This window comes from Paenibacillus sp. Y5S-9 (genome assembly GCF_036894235.1).
Taxonomy (GTDB): domain Bacteria; phylum Bacillota; class Bacilli; order Paenibacillales; family Paenibacillaceae; genus Paenibacillus.
Window position 1 is genome coordinate 2,280,969 of sequence record NZ_CP145887.1, and the last position, 12,929, is coordinate 2,293,897.

Here is a 12,929-nt window from a genome sequence, read left to right on the forward strand (position 1 = left end):
AAACCTCCATCATCCATATAGTTGAAACTGATATAGTTACAATTATAAAGCCACTTTCTATAATTCGCAAGGAGATTACTATTTACTCCGATATGCTTTGGACCAATGGTAGGGTTGAATCTCATCCAGTCTCTTGAAGACCAGTTGACCAGAAGGGTCATAGACGGCAGCTTTGACGTCTTCGCCCCAGTAAAATAATCGTTCCTGGCATACGCCGCAAGGTGTAAGGACCTTGAATTCTGAATGCTCGTCATCACGAGCGATACAGAGGGAGTGGGTGACGCGTTCGTTCAATTTGTGGGCTTCCAGATAAGCCCCTGTTTCCATACATAGATGTGTGGCATCGTTGATGACCTCTGGCGCTACGCTAATCAGTAGGGAACCGGCTTCAGTATAGACGGCACCTGCGCCACCCCATCCCTGAGGATAACGTTGCTTCACAAATTCTGCGGCTGCATCGAACAATTTCTGTTCCATATTAAGTGGTTCAGTGTGTAATGTCATGTAATACAAGTTCCCCTTTTTAAATGCAAATACAAATTCAATTCATTTCGTGTATTGTTTAGTTTGTCATTACGATATTAATCATTGAGATGTTGCTGCTCCACTGTCTTCCTCTCGAAAGCGCTGAATCAAATCATAGGTAATTACGGTGTCTGAGACATGTAATCGCTTGGCTGCTTCATCATGACCTGGACGGCAAGCATTGATATCTGTTTTGTCACGTGTGGACAGGTCATAACAAGCGCCGCTCTCATAGATATAATCATCCGATGGAATATAGAATACAGAACCATCCGAAAATGCACCATTACGCAGCACAACTGTACGTGCAGACCCGTCATATACGTCGTTACCCATATGATAATAGGATTGGTCGGACACGCCGAGCAGATGTAATACGGATGGTGTGATGTCCAGTTGTCCCGAAGGTTCGGCGTTGGTTCCGGCAGCAGCTCCGTCCGGTAAATGCACGAGCAGGGGAACCTCATTCATGATCTGTGCCATATCCAGTTCGTTCAGCGAACGTCCCAAGAACTGCTCGTATTGCGATTGTTCCTTGATCGAGTTGTCGTGGTCCCCGTAGAACATAAAAATGGTATTTTCCCATAATCCCCGATTTTTCAGATCCTCCACCATCTTGCCGAGCGCCGAATCTACGTAGTGAACGGATTGCAGATAATCACCGAACATTGTTCCCTGGAACTCGCCTACATCCAGCTGCTGTTTCTCTTTAGGCAGGGCATATGGATGGTGACTGCTGAGTGTAATGAGGAAGGAATAGAACGGTTCGGTCACATCACTACTCATTTTCTCAACGGATTGGCGGAAAAAGGATTCATCAGACAGGGACCAGCCAAGCGGGTCATCCTGTGCAAAATCATTTTTACTATAAAACTTGTCGTACTTCATGTTCTGATACATCGTATACCGATTCCAGAAGCCACTCTCATAAGCGTGAAATACGTTGGTGCTGTACCCGTTGTCCTTCAGAATGGAAGGAAGGGAATCATACGTATGGTCTGCATATCGTACAAAGGCTGATCCAACCGGAAGTGGATGTAGGGAAATGTTTGCGCCAAAATCGGCATCTGACGTTCTGCCCTGACCGGTCTGGTGGTAAAAGTGACTGTAATACTGACTTTCCTTCATCAGTTCATTAAAATGCGGTGTGATCTCCTGACCGCCAATGCTCTGACCAATCATGAAGTTCATAAAAGCCTCACCCTGGACAATGATCACATTGCTGTCTTTATATTTGCCAAACAAGGCATCATTCTGCGGGGCGGTTCCTTGCCTTTCAGCGAAGAATGCCTTTGCTTGCTCAACATCAGCGGGTTCAGCTTGTGGCCCGGAGCCGATGTGGTCTTTGGCATAGTTGTACAGGTCATAACCGTGAAAAGCGAGCAGTCCGGTCACATTGTACATGGACACATTCCACCAGTTGTTATCGAACAGGCCTTTGGCCCATGTTTTGCTGTAAAAATAAATCGGCCCGACGGCGAGTCCCATTCCCAGTACAAAAGCGATGCTGCCAGCCGTGAGACGACGGCGTAACCGTGCCTTGCGATCGTTATAGGAATAACCCCCGTAACCAGTAACAGATGTACTGGAGTACTTCGAACGGTAACTTCTGCTGAGCAGTACGATAGCTGCGAACGGAATGACGACAAGCCAGTCGGCAAAGAACCAGAGATCACTGGTGTAGATCAATGTGGCGATGCTGTCACCCAATGCGTCAACTTGTCTCGCCTGCAACAAAACCGGAATGGTCAAGAAATCCTGGAAATAGCGATAATACACCATATCAGCGTAGATTAGTGCGGTAAGCAGCAGGTTAAGCGCGGCGAGAGACACGATCATGCCTCTACGTGGCAGTAACCAGGTCCAGAAGGACAAGAGTAGTAAAGATCCAATGGCAATGACTTTATCCAGCAGTCCCATCGTAATGTTATAAGCGTGAAGATTGTGATGGAGCCACATGAGTTTGAGCAGCATGAGCACAAGAAAAATAAGATATAACGTTAGTGGATGGTTTAGAAGCCCGCGTGGCATAGAGCTGCGCGAAGGCCGAGTGACAACCATATGTATGTCCTCCTTGCTTTTGTTGTTTTGTTATCGGAATGTAAAATAGGGCTCCATCCATTATAGCGTGGCCTCATGTGTTTTCAACTATGCCTCAGAAGAATTGATTTCTGCGGAATCGAAGAGCGAAGTCGGTGAATTCATATGACCGGATTAGCGCACAAAAAAGTGCCCGAGCCATGGATGGCAGGAGCACTTTGTATTTGCATTGATTATGAAGATTGTGGTGCTTTATTTCGTGGGGGCAATGGGCCCAAATACTGATAGTACTGGGTTTCAATTCGTCCGTTGAACAACTTGCGACGTTTGTCTGCCTTATGACCGAAATACTCCTCGAAAGCTTTGGTCGACGTGATTGCGAAAAAGGACCATGTTGGCATGTCGAGGTAACTGCGCCCTAATGAGCGGAGCAACTTCTGAACTTCTTTTTCTTCACTCAAACGTTCACCATATGGGGGATTGGTAATGATGACACCATATTCACCCTGTGGTCTTGCCCGATGAGCGGGCAGGACGCTGACTTCAATATCTTTGGCGAACCCAGCACTCTTGATTGCTGCCATAGCAACTTCAATTGCTTCCGGATCAATATCGCTACCTGAAATCTGTAACGGGACATCGTCTCGCACAGCATCGAATGCTTCTTCGCGCGCCTGTTCCCACAATTCTTCAGGAATGACAGCCCAGTCCTCAGAGTTGAAGGTCCGACGAAGTCCTGGTGCAATGTTCCAGCCGATCATAGCGGCTTCGATCAGCATTGTGCCTGATCCACAGCATGGATCATAGAATGGACGGGATACATTCCAGCGGCTGAGCTGAATAAGAGCGGCAGCAAGTGTTTCTTTGAGTGGCGCTTCGGTGACGAGTTTACGATAACCCCGTTTATGCAGACCTGGTCCCGTTGTATCCAAAGTAAGCAGGGCGCGATCGTTCAGCAGAATGACCTCAATCACATAACGAGACCCATCCTCTGGGAACCACTCCGTGTCATAAGTTAGCTTCAGTTTCTCTACGATTGCTTTTTTCACGATCCCTTGTGATGCAGGTACACTGCTTAACTGGGATTTTTGGGAGCGACCCTCTACAGGGAATTCGCCGTCGGCTGGAATCCACTCTTCCCAAGGCAGTGCTTTGGTGCCTTCAAACAATTCGTCGAATGTTGTAGCAGGGAATTCACCCATTTTCACCAATACACGATCCGAACTTCTCAGCCACAGATTACAACGGCAAATATCAATATAATCTCCTGTAAAGAAAACCCGGCCGTTGTCGATCGTAACATCTTCATACCCCAGTTGTTTCAGTTCCCGGGCAACAACAGCCTCGAGTCCCATCGCCGAGGTTGCAATCAATTGCAATTGAGCCATGTGATTCATTTCAACTCCATTTCAAGCTGGAGAAGGGAAATCCTTCTCTCTGCTGTATAGTAACGGTGCGGCCTTGCCGCTTTCCGTGAAAAAACTTACAATGAGAAATGCGGTGAACGTATGCACTCCTCTTTCGAGGTGATGCATCAGTCAACCGCCTGTGTTGATAACAAACATTTATTATAGAACATTGGCATCCATATGGAAAGCAGTCCAAGTGTCCAAGGAGGATTTTAGTGGTGAATCTGACCCCTGATGAATATGTAAATCAATTATTTCAAGAGGATGACCTTTTGCTTAAAGTGAAAGAGGCCATCCGTTCGAACGGCATGCCTGAGGTTTCGGTTGCGGCGGCGTATGGACGTTTGCTCACGTTTCTAGCCAAGACATCCAAAGCAGAAGCTGCGCTCGAAATCGGCGTGCTGGGCGGTTACAGTGGGATCTGCATTGCGCGCGGTTTGCGTGAGAATGGAACCCTGACTTCGCTGGAACTAAAAGAGGAATATGCGGCAATGGCGCGTGGTCATCTGGAAGAAGGCGGTTTTGGCGAAAAGGTCGAGTATCGGATTGGCCCGGCGGCAGACAGCCTGGAGCAATTGGAGCAGGAAGGTCGCACATTCGATTTTTTCTTTATTGACGCAGACAAGGAGAATTATCCGGTATATCTTGACTATGCCATTAAGCTGGCCCGGCCAGGTGCTGTCATTGTAGGTGATAATTGTTTCCTGCGTGGTCGTACGCTGAATCCGGACAAGCAGGGCCCGGCCGTGCTAGCTGTTCGCCGTTTCAATGAACAGATGGCAAGCGACCCGCGTCTGGTGACGACGATGTTGCCGGATTACGATGGGCTGGTACTTGCCTGGGTGAAGTGAAAGTGAAAATTTCCTAAAGATAAAACTCCGATGAAACACGAGCTCACGCTCTTATGTTTGTGATGGTGATCGTGATTTTGTACGGAGTTTTCTAAAAACACACAAAGAAAGAGATGACAACATTTTGAATGATCAAAAATGTGTCGTCTCTTTCTTTGTATTTACAGATATCGTTGTAGTCGTTCTATTTATACTTCAGGTGTCCCGTACGTTTCAAACCATTTTTTGATGGTGTCAAAATCATCACTGAAGGACAAGCCTAACATCAATAATACACGAGCTTGTTGTGGACTCAGGTTGTCGCCTGCAATGATACCTTTGCCACCGCCGTATACACTTCCTGAACCCGTCCGAGTGGTGGTCACAAAGATAACACCTTCTTCAATGGCTTTGGTACGGGCTTGTCCCATAGCTCTGGAGATGCCGCCAGCTCCGGTGCCGGAAGTCACGATTCCTTTGGCACCACTGCTCACGAATCCTTCAATGGCTCCACCGCCAGCTTCCTGATACGAGATCGCAATTTCTACTTTGGCCAGATCTGCCTTTGTGATTTTACTTAGATCAAATACGGGCTTTGCTGTACCCTCAGGTTTCAAGGCACGTGCAGGAGCACGGTAGATTCTGATATTTTCTTCATCAATATATCCTACAGCGCCAAGCATCGGCGTTTCAAACGTATCTGTTCGATAATCATTTGTCTTGGTTACACCACGAGCAAGCTGGATTGTGTCATTCAACATGAGTACTGTGCCAAATGAAGTGGTACGACCACTACCTGCAAGTTTGATTGCGTTGTACAGATTGGCTTGAGCGTCAGAACCGATGACAGTCCATGGACGCATGGAGCCTGTGATCACGACAGGTTTGTCACTCTGAACCGTCATATCGAGGAAATACGCGATTTCTTCCATTGTATCTGTACCCGTGGTAACGACAACACTGTCATACATTGCCAGAGCTTTGTCTACCGTCTGCGACAAGTCATAGAGGTCGGTCATGCTATAGGAACCTGAACCTGAGTTTCCGAATTGGAGTGTGCTAACATCAGCAATCTTCTGTTTATCCGGTAATGCGTCTACCATCTCTCCAATGGGAAGTGTACCTGCCTTGTAATTCTGGAAGCTGGTGGCATCCTCGGATTGACCGGCAATCGTTCCGCCAGTTCCGATCACCAATACATTAGGGAGTGCAGATTGCTTGGAAGAGTCTGGTATTGCAGGGATGGAAGTATTGCGAGCTGGAGTAGTGGTTGCTGTCTGAACAGCGCCTGTTGTGCCTTTCACCTCTACCGTAGCCGCGTGCGCAGCGTAGGTTCCAATGGGGGACAATGAGATGGTCAGTGCTGTTAAAGCTGCGGTACTCCATACGGCCCAGGGACGAAGATTGGATGTTTTTCTCATGAATAGCACTCTCCTTCAAGTAAGTGTGATGTTAAGTTTGTTAAGAAGAATATGTATACCATTTCAAATTGATTGTATTTCATGTTAATTAATATGACAAACAAAGATAATGATAGAGTAATCGGTTACATTCGCAGATAATGAGAGTAAAATGATTGTTTATAAGGAATTATGAAAGATTATACATTCATATAGAGATAGAAAGGAACTGATTTTAGTAGTTTTGAAGGAAAATAAGCCCTTTTAATGTTAGTTAATATTACATAATGAGTCTTTTGTCCTGATAAAACGATGTATTTCAATAAAAGAATGTCGAATTGGGACTCATATCAGAAGTGGGTAACAGAAAGAGAGGATAGTAGTAGCGCAATTAGGTAATGGGGCTCAATTATGGTCTAAAGATTGGTTTCGTTATAGAGATATGTTTATAATAGGGGTGATCAACATATGTAAATAAATATATAATATTGATTGGAGGAGAAACGATGAAACAGGCACCGAGAAAGTATGCAAATTACATTCCGATTCGGGAACTGGAGACTTTGGAAGAGAGGTTATCTCCCTTCAAGGTGTATGCAGAACTTCGTGATAACACTCCAGTCCGATATGATGAGCATCGAGAATGTTGGGATGTTTTCGGTTATGAAGATGTGAAGTACGTATTGAAAAATCCGAAACTGTTCTCTTCTGCACGTGATCGTGCCAATACGAGCATGTTGACGACAGATCCTCCCAAACACAAACAGCTACGTGATCTGGTGAACCAGGCGTTTACACCTAAGGCAATCGAAGCGTTGGCTCCACGTATTCAGGAAATCACAGATGAGTTAATTGCTCCACACCTGTCAGAAGGACATATGGAACTTATTGATGACCTTGCAACACCATTGCCCGTCATTGTGATTGCGGAATTGATCGGAGTCCCTGCGACGGATCGTCAAAAGTTCAAAGACTGGTCTGATGTGTTGGTGAAAGGCGCACGTGATGATAGTGAGCAGGCCTTCCAGGAGTTATTGGAGGAGAAAAAAAGAAATATGCAGGAGTTGCATATCTATTTCACTGGCATTATGGAAGAACGTCGGTTGCAGCCAAAGGATGATCTGATCTCGTTACTGCTTGCTGCGGAGATTGATGATCAGAAGTTGACTGCAGATGAAGTGGTAGGCTTCTGTATTCTCTTGCTTGCTGCCGGTAATGAAACAACAACCAACCTGATCACCAATGCGGTTCGTATACTGTCTGAACAACCCGAGCTACAACAGGAGTTGCGCGAACATCCTGAACGGATTACTTCTGCGATTGAAGAGACGCTGAGATATTATCCGCCAATTGTCGCGATTGGGCGGGTCGCCAAGGAAACTGTAGAGTTGAATGGTCAGACGATTCAAGCTGGAGAGCAGGTGATTTCCTGGGTTGGAGCAGCTAATCGGGACAGTGCCCAATTTGAAGACCCGGAAGATTTCATCTCTGATCGCAAGCCCAACAGGCATATGGGATTTGGGTTTGGCATTCATTTTTGTCTGGGGGCACCACTCGCTCGTTTGGAGGCACGGGTAGTTCTTCATACATTGCTTCATCACATGGAGCGTATTCAGCTTGTGCCGGAAACAGTCTTGCAACCGATACAAAGTGCCTTTGTATTTGGTGTGAAACATTATCCGATACAATTCAATCTAATAAATAAATAAATAAATAAATAATGAATGGCACATGAATGACAAAAGCCGCTCTCAGGCCAATTAGGCGCTGGAAGCGGCTTTTTCAATAAAAATTAAGATGGACTCGTTATAGAGATGAATGGGGAATCAGGATTCCCGAATAGAAGCAGGTTTGTTATACAATTTGAATCTGACCCAAACCATATTAAGCAGCAGCAGTCCGCCAGAGACGATAAACAGACCTTCGATCCCTATGAATCCTGCCATAAAACCTCCAATGATCGCTCCAAGCATGTTGCCCAGCGCCAGAGTGCTCGTATTAAAACTGAATGCACGGCTGATCATGCTATCGGACGTATAGGAACGGATCAAGGCATTAACGCTCGGAAGCAGGCCACCCATGAACACACCCATCATGAAACGAACAAGAATGAGCTGCCACACGGTCTGAACAAATGCCTGCGGAATAAGCATGAGTCCTGTTCCTATGAGGGAGAACGTCAGCACCTTGTGAGGACCAATTCGGTCACTCAGCTTGCCGAGAATTGGAGACATCGCCATATTGGATAATCCCGTAACTGCACCGACAAGTCCTGCCCAGAAGGCCACATTTACATCCGAACCATGCAATTTTTGCACATACAGCGGCAAGAGTGACATGGGGCTAATCATCGCAAACTGCAACAGAAACGTCACAGCAAACAGTGCAGGTAGTTGAGGTGACTTGTTCAGCTCCTTCAGACCGGACAATACGGATTGTGCCGGCAGTTTAGCTGCTTCTTGACGGTCAAATTTCTCTCTCACCAGGAACATGGCGAGCATGGAAGCAACAAAGATCAGTCCACCTGTAATGTAGAAAATGGGGCGGAAGCCTACTGCATCCGCTAGCAACCCACCAATAAGCGGACCCAGGATTGTGCCGGCTACCTGCCCGGACTGACTGATTCCCATGGCAAAACCCATGCGGTCTTTCGGAGTGGTACCCGATATCAGCGCAACAGCCGCAGGATTGAAACCGGAGATTGTACCGTTAAGCAAACGCAATAAGAGAAGCTGCCAGGGATTCTGTGCCAGACCCATAAGGGCAATCACGATGGCCATCCCGAATCCTGAACGCAGCAGCATAACTTTTCGACCATACTTATCTGATAACTTGCCCCACAGCGGTTGGAACAAAAATGAGGTGAGGAAATTGGCTGCAAAAATAAATCCGGCCCAAATGCCAATTTCATGTTCGCCAACAACGCCCAGATCTCTTGCGAGATAAAGAGACAAAAATGGGGTAATCATGGTCATGCCCGAATTGACCAAAAATTGTCCGAACCAAAGCACAATGAGGTTTACTTTCCACGTTTTCAAAGTGCTTTCACTTCCTTTCAAAGATATTTCTGTAATTCTCAAAAAAACACCATTCTTTCATTATAACATAATTGGCATATGGGGGATGGGTGTAAGGAATGTCATAGTATTGTCACGTAGAACGCATCTGCATGTGGTTGTTACGGCTGTTTAAAAAGGGCATAATGGTAATTATGAGTCCAAAAACTATTGGAGGCTTCTTACATGAGCTATAATGATCGACTGATTCGGGCAAGTTTCAAACAACAGGTAGACCGTGTCCCGGTATGGTACATGCGTCAAGCTGGGCGTTACGATCCTGAATATCGCAAAATTAAAGAAAAGTACTCCTTGCTAGAAATCTGCAAACAACCCGAGCTGGCGGCCGAAGTTACTCTCATGCCGGTACGCAAACTTGGCGTAGATGCGGCTATTTTGTATTCCGATATTATGAATCCGGTTGCCTCTCTGGGCATTGATTTTGACATTGTAAAAAATATTGGACCGGTAATCGATAATCCTATTCGTTCGGCTGCAGATGTGGATCGGCTGCGTCCCATCGACGTAGAAGGAGATCTGTCACATATTCTGGAAACCATCCGAATTCTGGATAAGGAGCTTGATGTGCCTCTGATTACGTTTGCGGGCGCACCATTCACGATTGCGAGTTATCTGATTGAAGGGCGACCTTCGAAAGGTTATATCCGCACCAAAACGATGATGTACAGCGAGCCTGAGGTGTGGCATAAGCTGATGCAGAAGCTTGGTGATATGGTTATTACATATGTCCGTGCGCATATTGCGAATGGCGGTAAGGCATTCCAGTTGTTTGACAGCTGGGTTGGAGCACTTTCTCCCAAAGACTTCAGAACATATGTGTTGCCTACGATTACCCGTATCTTTACCGAATTATCGGATTTGAATGTACCGAAGATTTATTTCCCTGGTGTTGCATCCGGTGAGTTGTTGCCAGCACTGCATAATCTGCAAGCCGATGTGATTGGACTCGACTGGAGAGTATCCATTTCGGAAGGGCGTAAACGTCTTGGTGGCAAATTTGCAGTACAGGGTAACCTGGACCCATATTTGCTGACTGCCCCGATGGAACTGATTAAGGAGCAAGCAAAAGTGATTATTGACGAAGGAATCAAGGAGCCGGGTTATATTTTCAACCTCGGACACGGACTATTTCCTGAAGCATCGCTAGAGAAGCTCAGAGAACTAACGGCGTATATTCATGAATATTCTGCCGAAGCAATGAAGACTGGGGTGACGGTAACCAATGACTAATACTGTAGGTGTACTGGTGATGTCGTATGGCACACCAGAAAATATGGAGAGTGTTGAAGCGTATTACACACATATCCGCAGAGGACGTCCGCCTGAACCGGAACAATTGAAGGAACTGAAGGATCGTTATGAAGCCATTGTTGGCGGTGTTTTCCCACTTCGGGAGAATACAGACAATCAGGTCAAGGCCCTTCAGGAGACGTTGAACCGCGATGAGCGTGGCACTGATGTGGAATTCCGTTGTTATCAAGGACTGAAGCATGCCTATCCGTTTATTGAGGACGGCGTGGAACAGATGGCGAAGGATGGAATTCAGACAGCGATTGGTATTGTATTGGCTCCTCATTTCTCCACGATGAGTGTAGGCAGTTATATCAAACGTGCGCGTGAAAAAGCAGAAGAGCTGGGCGTTCATATGTCCTTTATTGAGAGTTATCATCTGCATCCGAAGTTAATCCAGGCGTTGTCCACACGTGTTAGTGCCAAGTTGGATGCGTTTGAGGAAGCTGGAGCAAAACGCGGAGATGTGAAGGTGTTGTTCAGTGCTCACAGCCTGCCGGCACGTATTGTGGAGATGGGTGATCCATACCCGCAACAATTGCTGGAGACTTCGGAAGTGATTGCATCACGTGTAGGCATAACCAATTGGCAATTTACGTGGCAGAGTGCCGGACGAACAGCTGAGCCTTGGCTTGGACCGGATATTCTGGATACGTTACAGGAGCTTTCGCGTGAACAGGTAGAGGATGTGCTTGTGGCACCAATCGGGTTTGTCTCGGATCATCTCGAAGTGCTCTATGATCTTGATATTGAGGCCAAATCGATTGCCAAAGAGATCGACATGCGCCTGATGCGTATTGATTCTCTCAATAGCGATCCTCTATACATGGAGACGTTAAGCGACGTTATTATAAGCCAATGGCAGCAAGGGTCGGATGAGTAATGGGTGATAAGAAACGCCGTGTTGTTGTTGTCGGCGGTGGCCTTACCGGCCTCAGCGCGGCATTTTATATCCGCAAGCATTACCGGGAAGCAGGAGTTGAACCTGTGATTACTTTGGTCGAGAAAAGCTCGTCCATGGGAGGCATGATTGAAACACTGCACCGGGATGGATTTGTGATTGAAAAAGGGCCGGATTCTTTCCTGGCTCGCAAAACAGCAATGATTGACCTGGCTAAAGAATTGGAGATTGATCATGAATTGGTCAGTCAGAATCCGGAGTCGAAGAAAACGTATATCATGCAGCGTGGCAAACTTCATCCAATGCCAGCAGGACTTGTTCTCGGTATTCCGACAGAACTAAGACCGTTCCTGAGAAGTGGTCTCGTCTCTCCGGCAGGCAAACTGCGGGCGTTGATGGATTTTGTCATCCCGCCGCGTCGTACAACAGAGGATGAATCGCTCGGTTATATGATTGAACGTCGTCTTGGAGCAGAAGTGTTGGAGAACTTGACGGAACCACTGCTCGCAGGAATCTATGCAGGTGATATGCGGCGATTGAGCCTCCAGGCTACCTTCCCGCAGTTCGGAGAAGTAGAACGTGATTACGGTAGCTTGATCCGAGGCATGATGACAGGTCGTAAACCGGCTGAGACGCATACCGGTACAAAACGGAGCGCTTTTCTGAACTTTCGCCAGGGATTGCAGAGCCTTGTTCATGCGCTCGTCCATGAGTTGCAGGATGTGGATCAACGTCTGAACACCGCGGTGAAGTCACTGCAACGTCTTGATGGAGCGCAGACCAGATACCATGTTGAACTGGGTAATGGCGAAATGCTTGAAGCTGATGATGTAGTGGTTACTGTGCCGACGTATGTCGCGTCGGAGCTGTTGAAACCTCACGTGGACACAGCGGCACTGGATGCGATTAACTATGTATCTGTAGCCAATGTAGTGCTCGCTTTTGAGAAAAAAGAGGTGGAGCATGTATTCGACGGATCGGGTTTCCTTGTTCCGCGAAAAGAGGGTCGAAATATTACCGCTTGCACGTGGACATCGACGAAATGGCTGCATACGAGTCCGGATGATAAAGTACTGCTTCGCTGTTATGTTGGTCGCTCTGGTGACGAACAGAACGTAGAGCTTCCGGATGAAGCGCTGACGGACCTGGTTCTCAAGGATCTGAGAGAGACGATGGGTATTGAAGCAGTGCCGATCTTCTCCGAGATTACAAGGCTTCGTAAATCCATGCCACAGTATCCGGTGGGACACCTCCAACATATTGCCGCCCTTCGTGAGGAGCTTGGCAGCAAGTTACCGGGTGTGTACATTGCAGGTGCAGGTTATGAGGGTGTAGGCTTGCCTGATTGCATCAGACAAGCAAAAGAGATGTCTGTCCAGGCTACACAAGAGCTTGCAGCAGATTAAGTACAGCAAGAGAGCTGTCTCAAACGTAGAATTATCTACTGGAGAGATGGC

10 protein-coding genes are annotated in these 12,929 nt (G+C 46.9%); 5 read left to right on the top strand and 5 right to left on the bottom strand.

Going from position 1 to position 12,929, the window contains the following annotated elements; all coding sequences use genetic code 11:
* Nucleotides 1-78: 78 nt before the first annotated feature.
* From V6669_RS10220 to V6669_RS10230, 3 genes are all read right to left on the bottom strand, one after another.
* Nucleotides 79-504 carry a cytidine deaminase gene (locus V6669_RS10220; protein ID WP_338593515.1) on the bottom strand — a complete coding sequence of 142 codons (426 nt, stop codon included), beginning with the start codon at nt 502-504 and terminating at the stop codon, nt 79-81.
* A gap of 81 nt (nt 505-585) precedes the next feature.
* On the bottom strand, nt 586-2,586 hold the full coding sequence (locus V6669_RS10225; protein ID WP_338593517.1) for an LTA synthase family protein: 2,001 nt from the start codon (nt 2,584-2,586) through the stop codon (nt 586-588).
* Between the two features lie 212 nt (nt 2,587-2,798).
* The gene (locus tag V6669_RS10230; protein WP_074094429.1) at nt 2,799-3,953 is read right to left on the bottom strand and encodes a class I SAM-dependent RNA methyltransferase; all 1,155 of its coding nucleotides are present in this window, start codon (nt 3,951-3,953) and stop codon (nt 2,799-2,801) included.
* 239 nt (nt 3,954-4,192) lie between these two features.
* On the opposite strand from V6669_RS10230, the gene V6669_RS10235 reads away from it, so the two are divergent.
* Entirely contained in the window at nt 4,193-4,825 is a 633-nt protein-coding gene (locus tag V6669_RS10235; RefSeq protein WP_036610944.1) for an O-methyltransferase, read from the top strand.
* Nucleotides 4,826-5,013: 188 nt separating this feature from the next.
* Here V6669_RS10235 and V6669_RS10240 read toward each other — a convergent pair whose 3' ends face one another.
* Nucleotides 5,014-6,225, bottom strand: coding sequence for an asparaginase (locus tag V6669_RS10240; protein ID WP_338593520.1), 1,212 nt, complete (start codon nt 6,223-6,225; stop codon nt 5,014-5,016).
* Between the two features lie 485 nt (nt 6,226-6,710).
* Between V6669_RS10240 and V6669_RS10245 the strand changes: the two genes are divergently transcribed.
* On the top strand, nt 6,711-7,913 hold the full coding sequence (locus V6669_RS10245) for a cytochrome P450 (protein ID WP_338593522.1): 1,203 nt from the start codon (nt 6,711-6,713) through the stop codon (nt 7,911-7,913).
* A gap of 117 nt (nt 7,914-8,030) precedes the next feature.
* Here V6669_RS10245 and V6669_RS10250 read toward each other — a convergent pair whose 3' ends face one another.
* Nucleotides 8,031-9,242 (bottom strand): MFS transporter, encoded by a 1,212-nt coding sequence (locus V6669_RS10250; protein WP_017689411.1) that lies wholly within the window; start codon nt 9,240-9,242, stop codon nt 8,031-8,033.
* A gap of 204 nt (nt 9,243-9,446) precedes the next feature.
* Here V6669_RS10250 and hemE point away from each other — a divergent pair, with 204 nt between their 5' ends.
* The 3 genes from hemE to hemY are packed head-to-tail and all read left to right on the top strand — an operon-like array spanning nt 9,447 to nt 12,878.
* A complete protein-coding gene (gene hemE, locus V6669_RS10255) occupies nt 9,447-10,511 on the top strand; it encodes a uroporphyrinogen decarboxylase (RefSeq protein WP_338593526.1) in 1,065 nt (354 codons plus the stop codon).
* Nucleotides 10,504-11,454, top strand: a complete 951-nt coding sequence (gene hemH / locus V6669_RS10260; protein ID WP_338593529.1) for a ferrochelatase — start codon at nt 10,504-10,506, stop codon at nt 11,452-11,454. The genes hemE and hemH overlap by 8 nt, the downstream gene beginning before the upstream one ends.
* Nucleotides 11,454-12,878: a protoporphyrinogen oxidase gene (hemY, locus tag V6669_RS10265; protein WP_338593531.1), complete on the top strand. Its 1,425-nt coding sequence runs from the start codon at nt 11,454-11,456 to the stop codon at nt 12,876-12,878. The genes hemH and hemY overlap by 1 nt, the downstream gene beginning before the upstream one ends.
* The last annotated feature ends 51 nt before the right edge of the window (nt 12,879-12,929 follow it).

What these genes read in the sequence shown, in the direction of transcription:
- V6669_RS10220 (WP_338593515.1), bottom strand. Translation starts at nt 504, where the DNA reads ATGACATTACACACTGAACCACTTAATATGGAACAGAAATTGTTCGAT.
- V6669_RS10225 (WP_338593517.1), bottom strand. Translation starts at nt 2,586, where the DNA reads ATGGTTGTCACTCGGCCTTCGCGCAGCTCTATGCCACGCGGGCTTCTA.
- V6669_RS10230 (WP_074094429.1), bottom strand. Translation starts at nt 3,953, where the DNA reads ATGGCTCAATTGCAATTGATTGCAACCTCGGCGATGGGACTCGAGGCT.
- V6669_RS10240 (WP_338593520.1), bottom strand. Translation starts at nt 6,225, where the DNA reads ATGAGAAAAACATCCAATCTTCGTCCCTGGGCCGTATGGAGTACCGCA.
- V6669_RS10245 (WP_338593522.1), top strand. Translation starts at nt 6,711, where the DNA reads ATGAAACAGGCACCGAGAAAGTATGCAAATTACATTCCGATTCGGGAA.
- hemE (WP_338593526.1), top strand. Translation starts at nt 9,447, where the DNA reads ATGAGCTATAATGATCGACTGATTCGGGCAAGTTTCAAACAACAGGTA.
- hemH (WP_338593529.1), top strand. Translation starts at nt 10,504, where the DNA reads ATGACTAATACTGTAGGTGTACTGGTGATGTCGTATGGCACACCAGAA.
- hemY (WP_338593531.1), top strand. Translation starts at nt 11,454, where the DNA reads ATGGGTGATAAGAAACGCCGTGTTGTTGTTGTCGGCGGTGGCCTTACC.